This is a genomic window from Halopseudomonas formosensis (assembly GCF_900115905.1).
Lineage (GTDB): Bacteria > Pseudomonadota > Gammaproteobacteria > Pseudomonadales > Pseudomonadaceae > Halopseudomonas > Halopseudomonas formosensis.
Genome location: NZ_FOYD01000014.1, coordinates 1 through 19,774, shown reverse-complemented (window position 1 = coordinate 19,774; position 19,774 = coordinate 1). Strand labels below are relative to the sequence as shown.

At 57.8% G+C, this 19,774-nt stretch carries 14 protein-coding genes, 1 tRNA gene, 4 pseudogenes and 1 other annotated feature; of the genes and pseudogenes, 17 read left to right on the top strand and 2 right to left on the bottom strand.

Annotated features, from left to right (window positions below; translation table 11 throughout):
- Window positions 1–7: 7 nt before the first annotated feature.
- The 10 genes and pseudogenes from BM046_RS14660 to BM046_RS16620 all read left to right on the top strand — a co-directional run.
- Window positions 8–1,189, top strand: a complete 1,182-nt coding sequence (locus tag BM046_RS14660) for an isovaleryl-CoA dehydrogenase (RefSeq protein WP_090540794.1) — start codon at window positions 8–10, stop codon at window positions 1,187–1,189.
- 27 nt (window positions 1,190–1,216) lie between these two features.
- Window positions 1,217–2,824, top strand: coding sequence for a carboxyl transferase domain-containing protein (locus BM046_RS14655; protein WP_090540792.1), 1,608 nt, complete (start codon window positions 1,217–1,219; stop codon window positions 2,822–2,824).
- A 59-nt stretch (window positions 2,825–2,883) separates the two neighbouring features.
- Complete coding sequence (locus BM046_RS14650; RefSeq protein ID WP_090540791.1) at window positions 2,884–3,678, top strand: gamma-carboxygeranoyl-CoA hydratase; 795 nt, start codon at window positions 2,884–2,886, stop codon at window positions 3,676–3,678.
- 67 nt (window positions 3,679–3,745) lie between these two features.
- A complete protein-coding gene (locus BM046_RS14645) occupies window positions 3,746–5,707 on the top strand; it encodes an acetyl/propionyl/methylcrotonyl-CoA carboxylase subunit alpha (RefSeq protein ID WP_090540789.1) in 1,962 nt (653 codons plus the stop codon).
- A complete protein-coding gene (locus BM046_RS14640) occupies window positions 5,704–6,612 on the top strand; it encodes a hydroxymethylglutaryl-CoA lyase (RefSeq protein ID WP_090540786.1) in 909 nt (302 codons plus the stop codon). Before BM046_RS14645 ends, BM046_RS14640 begins: the two co-directional genes overlap by 4 nt.
- A gap of 36 nt (window positions 6,613–6,648) precedes the next feature.
- Window positions 6,649–7,347, top strand: coding sequence for a CoA transferase subunit A (locus BM046_RS14635; protein ID WP_090540784.1), 699 nt, complete (start codon window positions 6,649–6,651; stop codon window positions 7,345–7,347).
- A 2-nt stretch (window positions 7,348–7,349) separates the two neighbouring features.
- Window positions 7,350–8,000 carry a CoA transferase subunit B gene (locus tag BM046_RS14630; RefSeq protein WP_090540783.1) on the top strand — a complete coding sequence of 217 codons (651 nt, stop codon included), beginning with the start codon at window positions 7,350–7,352 and terminating at the stop codon, window positions 7,998–8,000.
- 127 nt (window positions 8,001–8,127) lie between these two features.
- The gene (locus BM046_RS14625) at window positions 8,128–9,309 is read left to right on the top strand and encodes an acetyl-CoA C-acetyltransferase (RefSeq protein ID WP_090540781.1); all 1,182 of its coding nucleotides are present in this window, start codon (window positions 8,128–8,130) and stop codon (window positions 9,307–9,309) included.
- 188 nt (window positions 9,310–9,497) lie between these two features.
- Complete coding sequence (locus tag BM046_RS14620; RefSeq protein ID WP_090540779.1) at window positions 9,498–9,872, top strand: VOC family protein; 375 nt, start codon at window positions 9,498–9,500, stop codon at window positions 9,870–9,872.
- Between the two features lie 300 nt (window positions 9,873–10,172).
- Window positions 10,173–10,256 (top strand): annotated as a pseudogene (locus BM046_RS16620) (hypothetical protein); the annotation flags it as partial.
- A 2-nt stretch (window positions 10,257–10,258) separates the two neighbouring features.
- Here the strand turns inward: BM046_RS16620 and BM046_RS14615 are convergent.
- A pseudogene (locus tag BM046_RS14615) lies at window positions 10,259–10,573 on the bottom strand (CbbBc protein); the annotation flags it as partial.
- A 192-nt stretch (window positions 10,574–10,765) separates the two neighbouring features.
- Here BM046_RS14615 and BM046_RS14610 point away from each other — a divergent pair.
- On the top strand, window positions 10,766–11,698 hold the full coding sequence (locus tag BM046_RS14610; RefSeq protein WP_090540777.1) for a quinone oxidoreductase family protein: 933 nt from the start codon (window positions 10,766–10,768) through the stop codon (window positions 11,696–11,698).
- Between the two features lie 126 nt (window positions 11,699–11,824).
- Here the strand turns inward: BM046_RS14610 and BM046_RS14605 are convergent.
- A pseudogene (locus BM046_RS14605) lies at window positions 11,825–13,003 on the bottom strand (IS3 family transposase).
- Window positions 12,599–12,725 (bottom strand) — a sequence feature (AL1L pseudoknot). It overlaps the preceding pseudogene by 127 nt.
- Before the next feature lie 747 nt (window positions 13,004–13,750).
- Here BM046_RS14605 and BM046_RS14600 point away from each other — a divergent pair.
- The 6 genes and pseudogenes from BM046_RS14600 to BM046_RS16445 form a co-directional block, all read left to right on the top strand.
- Window positions 13,751–13,824: transfer RNA gene (locus tag BM046_RS14600), tRNA-Arg, on the top strand.
- Between the two features lie 276 nt (window positions 13,825–14,100).
- Complete coding sequence (locus BM046_RS14595; RefSeq protein ID WP_456236160.1) at window positions 14,101–15,819, top strand: class I SAM-dependent DNA methyltransferase; 1,719 nt, start codon at window positions 14,101–14,103, stop codon at window positions 15,817–15,819.
- The gene (locus BM046_RS14590) at window positions 15,809–17,314 is read left to right on the top strand and encodes a restriction endonuclease subunit S (protein WP_143084206.1); all 1,506 of its coding nucleotides are present in this window, start codon (window positions 15,809–15,811) and stop codon (window positions 17,312–17,314) included. Before BM046_RS14595 ends, BM046_RS14590 begins: the two co-directional genes overlap by 11 nt.
- Complete coding sequence (locus tag BM046_RS14585) at window positions 17,314–18,369, top strand: restriction endonuclease (RefSeq protein ID WP_090540771.1); 1,056 nt, start codon at window positions 17,314–17,316, stop codon at window positions 18,367–18,369. Before BM046_RS14590 ends, BM046_RS14585 begins: the two co-directional genes overlap by 1 nt.
- Window positions 18,370–18,445: 76 nt before the next feature.
- A complete protein-coding gene (gene rhuM / locus BM046_RS14580; RefSeq protein ID WP_090540769.1) occupies window positions 18,446–19,468 on the top strand; it encodes a virulence protein RhuM/Fic/DOC family protein in 1,023 nt (340 codons plus the stop codon).
- A gap of 9 nt (window positions 19,469–19,477) precedes the next feature.
- Window positions 19,478–19,678, top strand: a pseudogene (locus tag BM046_RS16445) (type I restriction endonuclease); the annotation flags it as partial.
- Between the last annotated feature and the right edge of the window lie 96 nt (window positions 19,679–19,774).

Genomic DNA, 19,774 nt, shown 5'->3' with positions numbered 1-19,774 from the left:
ACATAATATGAGCGCTATACCCGGACTGGACTTCTTCCTCGGCGAAGACATCGACATGCTGCGTGATTCGGTTGCCGGCTTTGCCGCCAAAGAAATCGCACCACGTGCTGCCGAAGCCGACCGCACCGACGAGTTTCCGATGGATCTGTGGCGCAAATTCGGCGACATGGGCCTGCTTGGCCTTACCGTCGCCGAAGAATACGGCGGCTCGGGCATGGGCTATCTGGCACACATGATCGCCATGGAAGAAATTTCCCGTGCAGCCGGCGGCATAGGCTTGTCCTACGGTGCCCACTCGAACCTGTGCGTGAACCAGATTCACCGCAACGGCACCGAAGCACAGAAGCAGAAATTCCTGCCCAAGCTGATCTCCGGCGAGCACATCGGCGCGCTGGCAATGAGTGAACCGAATGCCGGCTCTGATGTGGTTTCCATGAAACTGCGCGCCGACAAGAAAGGCGACCGCTACGTATTGAACGGCACCAAGATGTGGATCACCAACGGTCCTGATTGCCACGTGTTGGTGGTCTACGCCAAGACCGATCTCGCCGCCGGCGCCAAGGGCATGACTGCCTTTATTCTGGATACCAATACCCCAGGCTTCTCCGTTTCGCGGAAGCTCGACAAGCTCGGCATGCGTGGCTCGCACACCGGCGAGCTGATATTCAACAACGTTGAAATCCCGGAGGAAAACATTCTCGGCGGCCTCGGTGAAGGCACCAAGGTGCTGATGAGCGGCTTGGATTACGAACGTGCTGTCCTGAGCGGTGGCCCCGTGGGCCTGATGCAGGCGTCGATGGATATCATCACGCCCTACATTCATGACCGCAAGCAGTTCGGCCAGAGCATCGGCGAGTTCCAGCTCATCCAGGGCAAGGTCGCTGATATGTACAGCACGCTGCAGGCATGTCGCGCCTATCTTTACAGCGTCGGCAAGTATCTTGATGCGATGGGTAGCGGACACGTTCGTCAGGTGCGCAAAGATTGTGCGGGTGTGATTCTCTATACCGCAGAGAAAGCTACCTGGATGGCCGGCGAAGCGATTCAGATCCTCGGGGGCAATGGTTATATCAACGACTACCCTACCGGCCGCATCTGGCGCGACGCAAAACTGTACGAGATCGGCGCAGGCACCAGCGAAATTCGGCGCATGTTGATCGGTCGTGAACTGTTCAACGAGACCCGTTGAAGCGCACCTATAAAAAGAGATGCATCCATGAGTATTCTCAACAGTCAAATCAACCGCAATGCGCCGGAATATGCAATTAACTGCTCGGCGATGCAGGCGTTGGTGACGGAACTGCGCGAGCTGCTGGTGCGCGTTGCCGAAGGCGGCGGGGCCAAGGCCCAGGAGCGCCACCTGTCGCGTGGCAAACTGCTGCCGCGCCAGCGCATCGATGCCCTACTGGACCCCGGCTCGCCGTTTCTCGAAATCGGTCAGCTGGCCGCCCATGAAGTCTACGGCGAAGACGTGCCGGCGGCTGGCCTGATCACTGGCATCGGGCGCGTGGAAGGCGTCGAGTGCATGATCGTGGCCAACGACGCAACGGTCAAAGGCGGCTCCTATTATCCGCTGACGGTGAAGAAGCATCTGCGCGCGCAGACCATTGCCCAGCAGAACCGTCTGCCATGCATCTATCTGGTGGATTCCGGCGGCGCCAACCTGCCTCGCCAGGATGAGGTCTTTCCCGACCGCGAACATTTCGGTCGCATCTTCTTCAACCAGGCCAACATGAGCGCCCAGGGCATTCCGCAGATTGCCGTGGTGATGGGCTCCTGCACCGCGGGCGGCGCTTATGTGCCGGCCATGGCGGACGAAGCCATCATGGTGCGCAACCAGGCCACCATTTTTCTCGCCGGCCCACCGTTGGTCAAAGCTGCCACCGGAGAGGTGGTCAGCGCCGAGGATCTGGGCGGCGCCGATGTGCACTGCAAGACCTCCGGCGTGGCCGATCACTATGCCGAGAACGACGAACACGCCTTGGCCTTGGCCCGCCGCTGCATCGCCAATCTGAACTGGCGCAAGCAGGGTGAACTGAACTGCCGCGCACCAATCAACCCGCGCTACGCCAGCGACGAGCTATACGGCATCATCCCGGCCGATCCCAAGCAACCTTTTGACGTGCGCGAAGTAATTGCCCGCTTGGTCGATGACAGCCAGTTCGATGAATTCAAGGCGCTGTATGGCACCACGCTGGTGTGCGGCTTTGCCCATCTGCACGGGCATCCGGTAGCGATCCTGGCGAACAATGGCATCCTCTTCGCCGAGTCCGCGCAGAAGGGCGCGCATTTTATCGAACTGGCCTGCCAGCGCGGCATTCCGCTGCTATTCCTGCAGAACATCACCGGCTTCATGGTCGGCCAGAAATACGAGGCGGGCGGTATCGCCAAGCACGGCGCTAAACTGGTCACCGCCGTGGCCTGCGCCCAGGTGCCCAAATTTACCGTGATCATCGGCGGCAGCTTCGGCGCTGGCAACTACGGCATGTGTGGTCGCGCCTATGATCCTCGTTTCCTATGGATGTGGCCCAATGCACGCATTTCGGTGATGGGCGGCGAACAGGCTGCAGGCGTGCTGGTGCAGGTCAAGCGTGAGCAGGCTGAGCGCGCCGGCGAGATCTTCAGCGCCGAGCAGGAACAGACGCTGCGCAAGCCGATTCTCGAACAGTACGAGCGGCAGGGTCATCCCTACTATTCCAGCGCACGGTTGTGGGACGACGGGGTAATTGATCCGGCGCAAACCCGCGACGTATTGGGGCTGGCGATATCCGCCGCGCTAAATGCGCCTATTGTACCGACCCGCTTCGGGGTGTTCAGAATGTGATTGCTTCAGCCGCCGCTTAACCCAGGCGGCTGACTGCCACAACACGGATTGAGAAAGCCATGACCAGCTTCACGACAATCGAGCTCGAATACAGCGACAACGGCGTAGCGACCCTGTGGCTGAACCGGCCCGAACGCAACAACGCGTTCAATGCCGAGATGATCAGCGAGCTGCTGACGGCGATGGACGAGGTTCAGGCCGTTGAAGGACTGCGGTTTCTCCTGCTGCGCGGGCGCGGCAAGCACTTTTCTGCCGGAGCCGATCTAGCCTGGATGCAGGAATGCGCCAGGCTCGATTATCAAGCCAACCTGCTTGACGCCAAAAAACTGGGGCAACTGATGGCCAGTCTGGCGCAGCTCAGTCTGCCGACCTTGGCCGTGGTACATGGGGCAGCCTTTGGTGGTGCGCTGGGTTTGATCAGTTGTTGCGATATCGCCATCGGCACCAATGACAGCCTGTACAGTCTGTCCGAGGTGCGTATCGGCCTTCTTCCCGCGGTTATCAGTCCTTACGTGGTGCAGGCCATCGGGCAACGGGCGGCGCGCCGCTACGCCCTGACCGCCGAGCGTTTCAGCGGTGAACGGGCGCAGGAACTGGGATTGCTCGCCGAATGCTACCCAGCCGAGAAGCTGGACGTAGCGCTGCAGGAGTGGGTCGATAACCTGCTGCTGAACAGCCCCCAGGCCATGAGCGCGACCAAGGCACTGATGCAGACCGTCAAGCACGGTGAACTAACCGGCGATGTCCGTAGTTATACCGAAGCGGCCATTGCCGGCATCCGGGTCAGCGCTGAGGGCCAGGAAGGCCTGAGCGCCTTTCTGGAAAAGCGCAAACCGGCATGGCAGCCAGGCTGATAGCTGCCCGAATAAGACAATGAACACAGACCAACATAAATTTCGCCATGATGTGGGACGAACAAAAATGATCAATACCCTGCTTATCGCAAACCGCGGCGAAATTGCCTGCCGGATCATGCGCACGGCCAAAGAGATGGGCATTACCAGTGTAGCCGTATACAGTGACGTTGACCGTCAGGCGCAGCACGTCCTGCAAGCCGACATAGCCATCGGGCTTGGTGGTGCGAAACCAGCGGACAGCTATCTGCTGGTTGACAAGATTCTCGCCGCCGCCCACGCCAGCGGTGCCCAGGCGATTCACCCCGGCTACGGCTTTCTGTCCGAGAATGCCGGTTTTGCCCGTGCCTGCGCAGAACAGGGCCTGATCTTCGTCGGGCCACCCGCCTCGGCCATCGATGCCATGGGCAGCAAGTCAGCGGCCAAGACGTTGATGGAAAAGGCCGGCGTGCCGCTGGTGCCTGGCTACCATGGCGACGAACAGGATCTGCAGACCTTCGTAACGGCTGCTAAGCGCATCGGCTACCCGGTGTTGCTCAAGGCCACCGCCGGTGGCGGCGGTAAGGGCATGAAGGTGGTCGAGCGCGAAGCGGATATGGCTGAAGCCTTGGCGTCGGCGCAACGGGAGGCCCTGTCCTCGTTTGGCGATGCACGCATGCTGGTGGAAAAGTACGTGTTGCAGCCCCGCCACGTGGAAATCCAGGTGTTTGCCGACCAGCACGGCAACTGTATTTACCTGAACGAACGTGACTGTTCGATCCAGCGCCGTCACCAGAAGGTGGTTGAAGAAGCACCTGCGCCTGGTCTTTCGCCCGAGCTGCGCAAGGCCATGGGCGATGCGGCAGTGAAAGCGGCTCAGGCTATCGGCTACGTCGGTGCCGGGACGGTGGAGTTTCTTCTGGACGTACGCGGCGAATTCTTCTTTATGGAAATGAACACCCGCCTACAGGTTGAGCATCCAGTCACCGAAGCCATCACCGGGCAGGATCTGGTTGCTTGGCAGTTGCGGGTGGCCCAGGGCGAAAAGCTCCCGCTGACTCAGGAGCAAGTGCCGCTGATGGGGCATGCCATTGAGGTGCGCCTGTACGCTGAAGATACTGACAACGACTTTCTGCCGGCCAGCGGCACTTTGCAGCTGTATCGCGAACCACCCGCCGGCAAGGGCCGCCGTGTCGACAGCGGTGTTACCGAAGGCGACGTGGTCTCGCCTTTCTACGATCCGATGATCGCCAAACTGATTGCCTGGGGCGAGACGCGGGAAGAGGCCCGCCTGTCCCTGCTGGATATGCTGCGCGAGACCGTAATAGTTGGGGTGCAGACCAACTTGAAGTTCCTCACTCGTATTCTAGGCCACCCCGCCTTCGCTCTGGCGGAACTGGATACTGGTTTTATTCCGCGTCATGCCGAGCAATTGTTGCCCGCGTCTGAATCACTCGATGAGCAATTCTGGCGCACCGCAGCGAAGGCCTGGTTGCTGGCAATGCCGGGCGCTTCGTCCGTAGCACCTGGATCTGGCGCAGCAGAATTCAGCCCCTGGACTGACCTGACCAGCTGGCGCGCCGGACTGCCCCCACAGAGTCGTCTGCACCTTCGCTGCGGCGAGCTGGACCAGCCCTTTGCCGCCGTAGACGTAACCGGCTGCTCGTATTGCCCGACTACCCAGACGCTGTTGGTCACCGAGGCGCAGCAGACCCGCCGCCACCGCCTGCTGATCAGCAATGGCGCTCTGTATCTGCAGTGGCATAACAGTTGGCAGCGGATCGACCGATTTGACCCGATTGCGGAAGTGGACCATTCCCATCAGCACGCCGGTGGTTTGCAGGCGCCGATGAATGGTAGCGTCGTACGCGTCATGGTCGAGCCAGGCCAACAGGTCGAGGCTGGCGCCGTGCTGCTGGTGCTCGAAGCGATGAAGATGGAACACAGCATTCGCGCAGCCGAAGCCGGCACAGTGAAGGCAATCTTCTGCGCCGAAGGCGAGCTGATCGCCGAGGGCACCCTGCTGGTGGAAATGGAGGAAACGCAATGAGCCTGCCCGCCTCGGTCAAACTGGTCGAAGTAGGCGCGCGTGATGGCCTGCAGAACGAAGCGCAGCCGGTGAGCAACGGTGACAAGATCCGTTTGATCGACGACCTGAGTAACGCCGGGGTGGGCTACATCGAGGTGGGCAGTTTCGTCTCGCCGAAGTGGGTCCCGCAGATGGCCGGCTCACAGGAAGTATTTGCCGGAATTCAGCGGCGCTCGGGCACAACTTACGCGGCGCTCACGCCGAACCTGAAAGGTTTTGAATTGGCTCTACAAGCCGGCGCTGACGAAGTGGCGGTGTTTGCCGCGGCCTCCGAGGGGTTTTCACAGCGCAATATCAACTGCTCGATCAGCGAAAGCATACAGCGTTTCGAACCTGTCATCAGCGCGGCAGCCGAAGCCGGCGTGCGGGTACGCGGCTATGTATCCTGCGTGCTGGGCTGCCCCTATGACGGCGAGATCGCCGCCAGCCAGGTGGCCGACGTAGCCCGCGAACTGCACGCCATGGGCTGCTACGAAATCTCCTTGGGCGACACCATTGGCACCGGAACGCCCGGCGCCACGCGCAACCTGTTTGAAACCGTTGCGCAGCATATTCCCCGTGATCAACTGGCCGGCCATTTTCACGATACCTACGGGCAGGCGCTGGCCAATATTTACGCGGGACTGTTGGAAGGCATCCAGGTATTCGACAGCTCGGTTGCCGGGCTTGGCGGGTGCCCCTACGCCAAGGGCGCCACCGGCAATGTCGCCACCGAAGACGTTCTCTACATGCTCAATGGCCTGGGTATCCACACTGGAATAGACCTGGACGCGCTGATTCAGGCCGGGAACCGAATTAGCAGGTTGCTGAACCGGCCGTCCGGCTCGCGTGTTGCCAAAGCCAAAAGCAGCCAGCTCGATCAATGACGAAACACTTTAACGGGAAGAGGAGCATCTATAACAATGAACAAAATCTATCCTAACGCTCGGGAGGCTCTAGCCGGGCTTGTCGACGACGGCATGACGCTGGCGGTCGGCGGGTTCGGGTTGTGCGGTATTCCCGAAGCGCTGATCGAAGCCCTGCGCGATACGCAGAAGAAGGATCTTACCGTTATCAGCAATAACGCTGGTGTTGACGGTTTCGGGCTTGGGCTGCTGCTTGAATCCCGCCAGATTCGCAAGATGGTCTCGTCCTATGTGGGCGAGAACAAAGAGTTCGAGCGCCAGTACCTTTCAGGCGAGTTGGAACTCGAATTTACTCCCCAAGGCACACTTGCAGAAAAGCTTCGGGCTGGCGGTGCTGGTATTCCGGCTTTTTATACCAAAACCGGCTACGGCACGCTGACCGCCGAGGGCAAGGAATCCCGCCAGTTCAACGGCGAATGGTATGTGATGGAAACTTCCCTGACAGCCGACGTAGCGCTAATCAAAGCCTGGAAGGCTGATAAATCCGGCAATCTGATTTTCAACAAGACCGCGCGAAACTTTAATCCCCTCGCCGCGACGGCTGGCAAGATATGCGTCGTCGAGGTCGAAGAAATCGTCGAAACCGGCTCACTCGACCCCGATCAGATTCACCTGCCGGGAATCTATGTGCAGCGGATTGTGCTCAATGCCAATCCGGAAAAACGTATCGAAAAACGTACAACACGGAGCGCTTGATCATGGCCTGGACACGCGAACAAATGGCGCAACGAGCTGCTCAGGAACTGGCTGACGGCTTCTACGTAAACCTTGGCATCGGGCTGCCTACGCTGGTGGCCAACTACATCCCCGAAGGCATGGATGTATGGCTGCAGAGTGAGAATGGCCTGCTCGGCATTGGCCCCTTCCCGGAGGAAGACAAGGTCGACCCTGACCTTATCAACGCTGGCAAGCAGACTGTTACCAGTCTGCCCGGGAGCAGTTTCTTCGACAGTGCCGACTCCTTCGCCATGATCCGTGGCGGACATATCAACCTGGCGATCCTGGGTGCGATGCAGGTGTCGGAGAAAGGCGATCTGGCTAACTGGATGATCCCCGGCAAGATGGTCAAGGGCATGGGCGGCGCGATGGATCTGGTCGCCGGCGTCAAGCGCGTCGTGGTGCTGATGGAGCACAACGCCAAGGACGGCAGCCCGAAGATTCTTAAGCAGTGCGAACTGCCGCTCACTGGCCTGGGTGTGGTCAACCGGATCATCACCGACCTCGCCGTGCTGGACATTACCGACGCCGGCCTGGAGCTACTCGAATTGGCGCCCGGTATCACCGTCCAGGCATTGCAGGAAGCCACCGGCTGCCCGGTGTTGACCGAGCAATACCAAAGCAAACACTAGCCGACCCTAGGGGATAGGTTTCACTGATTTCCGGAGCAGCTGAACAAGCTGCCCTGGGAGTGCTGCCCGTTGAAGGTTTTACGTGGCTCACCATCGCGGTAGCCACGTTTTTTTTGGAGAAAAGATCATGCAAGACGTCGTCATTGTCGCAGCAACGCGTACCGCCATCGGCAGTTTTCAAGGCGCGCTGGCTAACGTGCCTGCCGTTGAACTGGGCGCCACCGTCATCCGCTCGTTAATAAGCAGCACCGGCCTGGACGCCAGCCAGGTGGATGAAGTCATTCTCGGCCAGGTGCTGTCTGCCGGCTGCGGCCAGAACCCGGCCCGTCAATCGGCGATCAATGCCGGTCTGCCGTTCAGTACTCCGGCGCTGACGCTGAACAAGCTGTGCGGCTCCGGCCTCAAGGCCGTGCACATGGCGATCCAGGCGATCCGCTGTGGCGACGCCGAGATCATCATTGCCGGCGGTATGGAAAGCATGAGCCTGGCGCCCTACGTGCTGCCCAAGGCGCGCACCGGCCTGCGCATGGGCCATGCCCAGCTCGAAGACAGCCTGCTGAAAGACGGCTTGACCGACGCCTTCAACGATTACCACATGGGCATCACCGCCGAGAACCTGGCAAGCCAGTATCAGGTCAGCCGTGAGGATCAGGACGCCTACGCCCTGCTCTCTCAGCAGCGCGCCAATGCGGCAATCAGTGCCGGACGCTTTCAGGATGAAATCACCCCGGTGATGATTCCCCAGCGCAAGGGCAATCCCGTTGCCTTCGATACCGACGAGCAACCCAGAGCCGACACCTCTGAAGACAGCTTGGCGGGTCTGCGTCCGGCATTTAAAAAAGACGGCAGCGTCACCGCAGGCAACGCCTCGACCCTGAATGACGGCGCAGCGGCAGTCATGCTCATGACGGCGGACAAGGCGAAGACGCTGAATCTGCCGGTGCTGGCTCGTATCAAGGGCTATGCCAGCGCAGCGGTCGATCCGGCGATCATGGGTATCGGACCGGTGCCCGCCAGCAAGAAATGCCTCAGTAAAGCCGGCTGGTCTATCGCGGAACTGGACCTGATCGAAGCCAACGAGGCCTTCGCCGCCCAGTGCCTGTCGGTCGGCAAGGAACTGGAATGGGACGTGTCGAAGGTCAACGTCAACGGTGGCGCTATCGCCCTGGGGCATCCCATTGGTGCATCCGGCTGCCGTGTGTTGGTAACCCTGCTCTATGAAATGGCGCGGCGTGATGCCAAGAAAGGATTGGCGACGCTGTGTATCGGTGGTGGACAAGGCGTTGCGCTGGCTATAGAGCGTGATTGATAAACGCTGGATTCAGTGAGAGCCGGGGGGGGGAACAGCGGAAAAGTTCCCTACAGCGCTGGTGCGGAGCTGCGTCGAGACGTCGCCACATTACTCGGCTTGGATTGCTGAACCTCACAGCGTGCCTCAGAAGTCTTTTTTAAACGATTGAGCGCGATTCAGGGCGCTCCAACCAAGAGAACTATCCTATGTTTTCACATATCACTGTAGGCACCAACGATCTGCCCAACGCCCGCGTCTTCTATGATTCAGTGCTTGGTGCGCTGGGTTATGAAAACCTTGGTAATAAGGAAACAGCATCGCTCTGGGGCGGCGCGGGCCCGCGCTTCGTCGTGCTAAAGCCCGCCGACGGTAACATAGCCAGTGTAAGCAATGGCCTGACAGTAGGCTTTGCAGCAGCGAACCGAGCCGCAGTCGATGAGTTCCACCAGCGTGCGCTGCAAGCGGGAGGTACGGATGCTGGCGCACCCGGATTCAGAGATGTGGGGCCGAATGTGTACGCAGCCTATGTGCGCGACCTTGATGGCCACAAGATAGTAGCCAGCTGCATCAGCGAGCACTGACTGGCACAGCACTGGAAGAAAGGCCGCCGGGTAAGCTACTTCAGCGGCCGATCATACTCCATGGAGTCCCTCGGCTCGCCCAGATCCACCAACCTTCGTGAACACTTCCTACCAGGCTCACTGAAATCGAATGGGAATAATGCAACGCATGAAGCTTTCAGGCTTCAGTTAATTCGAGCTTCGCTCCCCTCTCTCCAGGCAACAGTTTGATCGGTATAAATTTTGATGCCGGGTGAAACTGTCCACGCCGAAACTGTCCAGCGGAACCAGCGGATTTATCTCAGGATAGTAAGCCGCCGCCAGGGGCGCTTGACGGAACCTGTGCGCTACGACGCAGCGACCGACCGGTATCTTCCGATCAGTTGGGATGCTGCCTTTGCGCTGGCACTTTGCTCACGCAACTGGGTGACGCTGTGCCGAGCGAAAAACTTGGCGTCCACCCGTCGGCTGGTCGCTTCCCAATTGACCGCCTTGGCACCATTTTCACAGAATTTGACCGCACCGGATTCCGGTGAATCACCCCAGGCGCAACCGGGGCAATCAAAGCCTCCCTGTTGATTGGTTCTGAGCAACGCCTTGATGTTCTTGATGGGCTGTTCGCTGTTCAGCCACGCATGGGTAACGCTCAGCAATGCACCCCAGCCAGCTGCAGAACCCTTGTAGATTTTGAACTGCGTTTTGCGGTTATGTAACCAACTCATCCGATTCACCAAGTGCGGGCGCATGGATCAGAGTATCGCGAAGAGACTTTTAGAGTCCTTCATTCGCCACCCTGCGTTCTTTTGACAGAATATAAATCTTACTGCAGAATCATATCCCACTACAGCGCACAAACATGCCAAACATAGCCGGAGCTTCTACCTCGCGCATTTGTCGACAAAAGGAGAATAACAATGAAAGCAGCTGTCATTACCGAACGCGGCGCCCTTCCCGTCATGCAGGATTTCAAGGAACCGGAAGCCCAGGACGGCGCGATACTGATCGATGTTGATACTGCTGGCCTCGGCGGCTGGGACGTGCTCGGCGCGTATCGATTGGGCGTAGCCTATCCCTGCGTCATCCGGGGCGAAGGCGTCGGGCGCACGGCGGAAGGCAAGCGAGTTTACTTCGGCGAACGTTCTGTATTGCCTTTTGGCGCTTGGGCCGAACGCACACTGGTCCCTGCCGAGGAAGTCTGGGATGTGCCGGACCATATCGATGACCGCACCGCCATTACCATGGGTATCGCCGGAACCGGCGCGCTGATTCCACTGGAAACCGCAAAGATTCAGCCCGGTGAGACCGTATTGATCCTCGGCGGTACCGGCACGCTCGGGCAAATCGCCCTGCAGCTTGCCCGTTATCTGGGAGCGGGCAAGGTCGTTGCCGCAGGCCGAAGCGAAGCAGCTCTGGCACGCTTGAAAGAACGCGGAATTACCGACGCTACGGTATGCCTCAAAGGCGATGAAACTGATGTGGCGGCACTCAAAGCCGAAGCAGGAGAAGGTTACGACGTAGTGCTTGATCTGGTGTGTGGTCAGCCCATGCTAAATGCATTGAAGGCAACGCGGTGGGGAGCACGCATCGTTACCGTCGGCACCGGTGCGGGACGGCAACTCAACCTGGATATAGCTGATCTTTTATTCAGAACGCTTTCATGCATCGGTACCGGTCAGCGCCCTCCGGCGGATCGTCGCAAAATCTGGGAACGCTTACTGGATATCACCACCACGGAGAATATCACTGTGGACTATGCCGAGTTTGACTTCGACGAGACACCAAAAGCTTGGGAATCACAGGTAAATGGCCCACACGCAAAAATCTACGCAAGGGTTAGTGGATCTTGAGCATACACAGGTCGAACGCGACCAATTTACCCCAGTGAATCACACCGGGTTTTATGGAGGCCATTTCGTTTAAGTCAGGCCGCCAATGGTCTGACCGGATTGTTGCTGGTAGAAGTTTGCCTCGGCTTATGCCGGTGGTATATACCCAATCGAACTCAGCAACCGCTGGTGGTTGTACCAGTGAACCCATTTCTAAGTGGCGATTTCCACTGCTTCGCGACTAGGCCAGGACTGCCGATAAATCAGCTCCGCTTTGTATAACCCGTTGATGGTTTCAGCCAAAGCGTTGTCATAGCTATCGCCTTTGCCTCCAGAGGGATCTATGCCTGCCTCAGCGAGACGCTCGGTGTATCGGATGGAGACGTATTGGCTACCCCTGTCGCTATGGTGTATCAGGCCGTCCATGCGACTCGGCTGTCGAGCGTGCAGCGCTTGCTCCAGGGCATCCAGAACGAAGTCTGTTCGCATGCTATTGCTCACACGCCAGCCAACGATTCGCCGGGCAAAAACATCAATCACAAAGGCGACGTATAGCCAGCCTTGCCACGTTGAAACATAAGTAAAGTCGGATACCCACAGCTGATTTGGTCGATCCGCATGGAACTGACGCCGGACCTTATCCAGAGGGCAGACCACGCGCCCATCAGGTATCGTGGTGCGAATCACATGACCACGTCGAACGCCCTGCAAGCCCAGCTGACACATCAGCCGCTGCACCGTGCATCGCGCAATATCAATGCCCTCACGCTTGAGTTGCTTCCAGACTTTCACTACGCCATAGCACTACATATTGTCATCCCAGACTCGCTGGATTTCATCGCTCAACAGCTCGTCCTGCTTGGCACGGGCGCTTCGCAGTTCGGGTTGTCGGGCTTTGACTGCATGCAGGTAGTAACCGGACGGAGCGATCTGGATTACCCGACAGATCGACTCCGTAGCGGTCACGGTACTCGTCAACGAAGGCGTTCAGGGTTTGTTGCGGCGCCGGGGTGCCGGCCAGTCGGGCTCCGCCTGGGCAAAAAAAGCACTGGCCAAGCGCAAAATCTCATTTGCCTTACGCAGCTCACGATTCTCGCGTTCCAGAGCCTTGATGCGTTCTCGTTCCTCGGTCGTCTGACCAGGGCGGTGGCCAATATCAGTCTGGTGTTTGCGTATCCAGCCATGCAGCGTCTGGGGGACACAGCCAATCTTGGGCGCAATGGATTCGATGGCTGCCCATTCGGAGGGGTAGTCCTTCAGGTTCTCCAGAACCATGCGCACAGCACGTTCACGGACTTCAGGGGAATAGCTATTGGATTTCTTCATGCCTCATTCTCTCAAGAGTTGAGGCCTCCACGAAACCCGGTGCGATTCATTCCCCCAGAGCCATGTAGCTATCCCTGAAGCTAGCGCCACCACCGATCAGCGTGAACCCCAAATACCTCATCCCATGCCCTCCACAGTAAAACCCGCAGTCTAAGGTTCGTTTCATATGTGTCATGCCCGTCCCTAACCCACCGCTCAAAGCTTTTGCGGGATACGCAGTGCTAAACCGGGGGAAGTGGAGTGGTAACGCGGTGATTGTGTGTTGACAGCCTGCTGCGCAACTGGGATTTAGCAGGATTGACGGTGCAGAATAGGTGCCAGTGAAGAGGTATGGCGAAGCAATGCTAAGCAAACTTGGTGGAAACCAAGTGGATTCCGAAGCCAACCGCTGCAACGTGTCATCGTGGTTAGCATCAGGTTGGTTAGGCAATGTCTGCGGAAAGCAAGGCAGTTGCTCCCTGTCCGACAGGTGCGGACGCGTATAATTGCAGCCTCACTGAGTGGACCATAAAGACTTCAAAGACTATTGGCGCACTCGCCAGGATACTAGCCACATCAAAGGAAAGTCTGTTAGTCTGATTCTGATTTGGCAAACGCGGCTAGAGGTCAAAACGCGATGTGCCAAAACTCGTTTTATGTGCCCAATCCATTTGGATATATGCGATATGAGGCGATGTTAATCGGGTAGTGGCTTTTTTCCTCTAAGCCAGATACCATGCACCTTAGAGCCGATTTACGCCTAGCGAAGCATACTCGCCTCGCTGTACCAGATTGCCCTCCGAAGGCAGGGGTCACAGGTTCAAATCCTGTCGGGTGCGCCATATTCTCTTCAGCATCGCGATTCAATTCCCCTCTCTCGACTTCCCTGTGTCCACCCTCCCTGCGTCCTCAGCTCTTTCACCGCACAGCCGAGATACCAAAGCAATTGCAGCTCAATATCAGATGGCCTAAGGTCGGGCTTTGCCCTGGAGCAGAGCTTCACTGCTCCGCTACCCTGTAGACACAGGCTGACCATACCCCTTGACCGCCCGGAAACCCCGACCCCGGTCAGGCTCTGCACAGCAACAGGGAACTACCGCTTTGAACACCATGAGGGAATGATGAACAGCTCAGAACAACAGTTTCTGAAGGCACTGGATGACAAGCTCTGGAAAGCCGCCGACAAGCTCCGCGCCAACCTGGACGCTGCCAACTACAAGCATGTGGTACTGGGGCTGATCTTCCTCAAATACGTATCCGATGCCTTTGAAGAACGCCAGCAACAACTGCTGGAGCTCTTCCAGCAAAACGATGACGACAACATCTATTACCTGCCCAGAGAAGACTTCGGCAGCGATGAGGAATACCAGCAAGCCCTGCAGGAAGAGCTGGAAGTACTCGACTACTACCGCGAGGCCAACATCTTCTGGGTCCCCAGACCCGCCCGCTGGAGCACCCTGAAGGAGAAGGCCGTGCTGCCTGCAGGCACCGTGCTCTGGCAGGACGATGCCGGCAACGAGGTCAAGCTTCGCTCGGTGTCCTGGCTGATCGACAACGCTCTGGAAGAGATCGAGAAGAGCAACGCCAAGCTGAAGGGCATTCTCAACCGCATCAGCCAGTACCAGTTGGAAAACGACAAGCTGCTGGGGCTGATCAACACCTTCTCAGACACCTCTTTTACCAAGCCGGTGTTCGACGGCGAAAAGCTGAACCTGCACAGCAAGGACATCCTCGGCCATGTCTATGAATACTTCCTGGGCCAGTTTGCGCTGGCCGAGGGCAAGCAGGGTGGCCAGTACTACACCCCAAAAAGTATCGTCACCCTGATCGTGGAAATGCTCCAGCCCTACTCCGGGCGCGTGTATGACCCGGCCATGGGCTCCGGCGGCTTCTTTGTTTCCAGCGACAAGTTCATTGAAGAACACGCCCAGAAGCAGCACTACGACGCCGCCGAACAGAAGAAACACATCTCCGTATACGGCCAGGAATCCAACCCCACCACCTGGAAGCTGGCGGCCATGAACATGGCCATCCGCGGCATCGACTTCAACTTCGGCAAGAAGAACGCCGACACCTTCCTCGACGACCAGCACCCGGACCTGCGCGCCGACTTTGTCATGGCCAACCCACCCTTCAATATGAAGGACTGGTGGAGTGAGTCCCTGGCCGATGACGTGCGCTGGAAGTACGGCACCCCACCCAGGGGCAACGCCAACTTCGCCTGGATGCAACACATGATTCACCACCTGGCCCCCACCGGCAGCATGGCCCTGCTGCTGGCCAACGGCTCCATGAGCTCCAACACCAACAACGAAGGTGAAATCCGCAAGCGGCTGGTGGAAGAGGACCTGGTGGAATGCATGGTCGCCCTGCCCGGCCAGCTGTTCACCAACACCCAGATCCCCGCCTGCATCTGGCTCCTGACCAAGGACAAGGCCAACGGCATGGTGCGTGACGACAAGAAGCGTGACCGCCGACAGGAGTTCCTGTTTATCGATGCCCGCAACCTGGGCTTTATGCGGGACCGGGTGCTGCGGGACTTCAGCAAGGACGATATCGCCAGAATCGCTGACACCTTCCATGCCTGGCAGCGGGGCGAAGGCTATGAGGACGTTGCCGGCTTCTGCAAATCCGCCAGCCTGGACGAGATCAGGAAGCATGACTTTGTACTGACTCCAGGCCGCTATGTCGGCGCTCAAGAACAGGAAGACGATGGCGAGCCCTTTGCCGAGAAGATGGCGCGGTTGACCCAGCAGTTGCGGGAGCAGTTTGCGGAAAGTGCGCGACTGGAAGCTGAGATCAAGCGGAATCTTGGGGGGCTTGGGTATGAGCTCTGAATTAAGAGAAATTTGGACGGATGCAGGTGGCAGAGCACCTGCTCACTGGAGTTTTGTCCGATTTGAAGATCTGCTTGCCGGGCCCAAATCGATCGCGGTAGGGGTAATGTATCCAGGAAGCCACGATGAGTCCGGTGTTCCGTTGATCAAAGTCTCAGATGTAAAAAACGGAGCAGTCGTTGCTGAACCAGCTTTTCGTATTAGCGAATTAGTTAACCATGAGTACCGCAGGACAAGCCTATGCGGCAACGAATTGCTGATCACGCTCGTAGGCAACCCCGGCGATTGCGCAATCGTCGATGACAGCATGGCAGGCTGGAATGCTGCTCGAGCACTCGCTGTAGTCCGACTAAAAGATCCTACTATTCGTCCTTGGTTGAGGTACGTTCTGTTAAGCAGCACAGCCAAACATTTAATCGATGCAAGGCTCAACACGACGGTTCAAAAAACGCTCAACCTGAAGGACATTAGAAGCCTTCCAATTCCGATTGCGCCCCAAGTCGAGCGTAATACAATCGTCGAGACCGCGGCTGCCCTTGAGCATAAAATTAACGTCAACCTTCAAATCAACCAAACCCTCGAACAGATGGCCCAGGCCATCTTCAAAAGCTGGTTTGTCGATTTCGAGCCGGTCAAAGCCAAGATCGCCGCACTGGAAGCCGGGGGCAGCGAGGAAGACGCCCTGCGCGCCGCCATGCAGGCCATTTCCGGAAAAGGCGAAGCTGAGCTAACCCGCCTCCAGGCCGAACAGCCCGAGCAATACACCGAGCTTCGCACCACCGCCGAACTGTTTCCTTCGGCTATGCAGGAAAGTGAGTTGGGGGAGATTCCGGAGGGGTGGAACGTAACCAGGGTCAACGAAATAGCTGAAATCGTGAAGGGTAAGTCCTATAAAAGCGCCGAGCTAGAACCTTCACAAACAGCCTTGGTGACCTTGAAATCCTTTAACCGGGGAGGCGGCTACCGGCTTGATGGCCTGAAAGAATACACTGGGAAATATAAATCACAGCAGGAGGTGATGGCAGGTGATTTAATCATTGCCTACACGGACGTAACTCAAGCTGCCGATGTGATTGGTAAGCCAGCAATGGTCATTGGAGATGAGAGGTATGAGCACCTAGTAATATCACTAGACGTTGCTGTAATTCGCCCCGTCGACTCGGCCCTTAAACCTTACCTATATGGTCTCGCCAAGACGGATACGTTTCAGTATCACACGAAGGCACATACAACGGGCACGACTGTTCTGCATCTAGCAAAGAACGCAGTACCAGAGTATCCGCTCGCGTTGCCCTCGAAAGCTCTGATTGATGCTTACGCAGGTCAGGCAACCCCGTTATTCACTCTTATTAATGAAAAAGTACAAGAGAGCCGTTCGTTGGAGTCGCTACGGGACACTTTATTGCCAAAGCTCCTGTCGGGTGAGCTCTCCATGCCCAGCACGATAGATCAACTTGTAGCAGAACCGCAAAGAGCAGAGCGGGAGGCAACTTGATGGAACTCTGGCTAACCCGAGCAGGATCTCATGGCGAGTTCGAACAAAAGTTCCTGGACGAAGGCCGAATCTATCTGACCTGGGACGAACTGGGTGAAGATCTGTCGAAACTGGATAACCGGCAGTCCCTCCTGGAACTCCTTGAGCAGACTTACCCGAATGAAAAGCTGAAGCGGTTACAGAACCACAGCAGCCAAATCTGGCCATTCGTCAAAACGATGCAAGCCGGTGACTGGGTGGTGCTCCCCTCCAAAAAACAGCCTGTTGTGTATGTCGGGAAGATAACAGGGGACTACGTTCATAACGCCCAAGGCCCGGATCCTTTCTTCCACTGGCGATCCGTCGAGTGGTTTGGGCAGGAGATCCCCCGCTCGCACTTTGGGCAAGATCTGCTGTACAGCTTCGGCGCGTTCATGACCATCTGCCGCATCCGGCGTAACAACGCACTGCTGCGCCTGCAGGCCATGCACAAGGCTGGCTGGCAGGCTGAGAACACCAAGTCAGTGATCCAGCATACCGGCCAGCCTACTAATCACGATGCCGATGATGTGTCCGGTGACGACGGCTTCGATTTCAATCTGGCAGACCTGGCCAAGCAACAGGTGGTCAGCCTGATTGAGCAGAAGTTCAAAGGCCATGAGTTAACCAGACTGGTAGGAGCCATCCTCAAAGCGCAGGGCTACACCATTTGGCAAAGCCCCGAAGGCGCGGACGGAGGTGCAGATATTCTGGCTTCCAACGGCATGATGGGCTTCGGTAGCCAAACCATCTGTGTGGAGGTGAAGTCCGGCACTGGAACGGTGGACAGGCCCACTGTGGACAAGCTCTTGGGAGCCATGTCGAAGTTCAACGCCGACCATGGTCTGTTTGTCGCTTGGGGCGGATTCAAACAGAATGTGCAGAAGGACATGGCCAGCAGCTTCTTCCGTCTGCGGTTATGGTCTCAGGATGACTTGCTGGATGAGTTGTTCGCGGTATACGACAAGCTGGACGATGAGCTAAAAGCCCAGCTGCCACTAAAGCGAGTCTGGACGGTGGTTGCGGCGGATGACTGATGCCCGGATTACTCGCGATGGAATACGACTGGCTTTCGGCCTTTTAGGCGTTAGCTGATAACGACAAGGAACTGTCATGGCTGAACAACAAGTAAGAATCTTCACCTCAACTGACGGCCAGGCGCAGCTGGAAGTGGCCTTGGATCGTGAAACGGTCTGGCTTAACCAGAGCCAGATGTCCGCCCTGTTCGACACCTCTACTGACAACGTCGGCTTGCACCTGAAGAATATCTTTTCAGAGGGCGAACTTGAGGAAGATCGAACTACCGAGGATTTCTCGGTAGTTCGCCAGGAGGGCAAGCGCCAGGTTCGGCGCCGCGTCAAACACTACAACCTGGATGCCATTATTTCTGTAGGTTATCGGGTCAGCTCCAAGCGTGCCACCCAATTTCGCCAGTGGGCCACCCAGATACTCAAGGAACACTTGGTCCAAGGCTACACCCTTAACCAGCACCGGCTGGCCGAGCGCGGCATTGAGTTTGAGCAGGCCGTTGACCTGCTGAGCCGCACCCTCACCAATCAGGGCCTGGTATCCAATGAAGGCGAGGCTGTCGCCCGGGTGATCAGCGATTACGCCCGCTCCTGGAGCCTGCTGCAAGGCTACGATGAGCAGCAGCTGACCGAAGTTGGCATCAGGCAGCCGGATATGCGGCCGCTGGAGCTGGATGAAGCGCTCAAGGCCATTGGCGAGCTCAAGCAGACTCTGATCGCCAAGGGCGAGGCCACGGAGCTGTTCGGCCAGTTGCGGGGTGATGGCCTGGCCTCTGCATTGGCGACGATCGAGCAGGGCTTTGGGGATGAGCTCTTTTATCCGAACGTGGCTACCCGCGCCGCTCACCTGCTCTACTTCGTCATCAAGAATCACCCGCTGGCCGACGGCAACAAGCGCTGCGGCTCGTTTCTGTTCTTATGGTATCTGCGCCGCAACGCCGCTTTGCTGGCGCGGCCGGTAGAACAACTGATTAATGACAACACCCTGGTGGCCCTGGCGCTGCTGGTGGCGGAAAGCCTGCCGGGTCAGAAAACCCTGATGATCCGGCTGATTGAGCATTTCCTGCTGCTGAAAGAGCCTGCCGATGTCAGAGGTGAAGGGAAATAGGAAGGATGCATGACGGAAGATCAGCTGGAACAACAATGCCTGCAATGGTTCGCCGAGGGTGGCTGGGAGGTCGCCTCTGGGCCAGACCTTGCACCGGACGGTGACGCCCCGGAACGGGCCGATTACCGGCAGGTGCTGTTGCTGGCAGATCTTGAGGCAGCGATTCGCCGCATTAACCCTCACCTGCCCCAGAGCGCCGTTGAACAGGCTGAGCGTCTGGGGGACACAGCCAATCTTGGGCGCAATGGATTCGATGGCTGCCCATTCGGAGGGGTAGTCCTTCAGGTTCTCCAGAACCATGCGCAC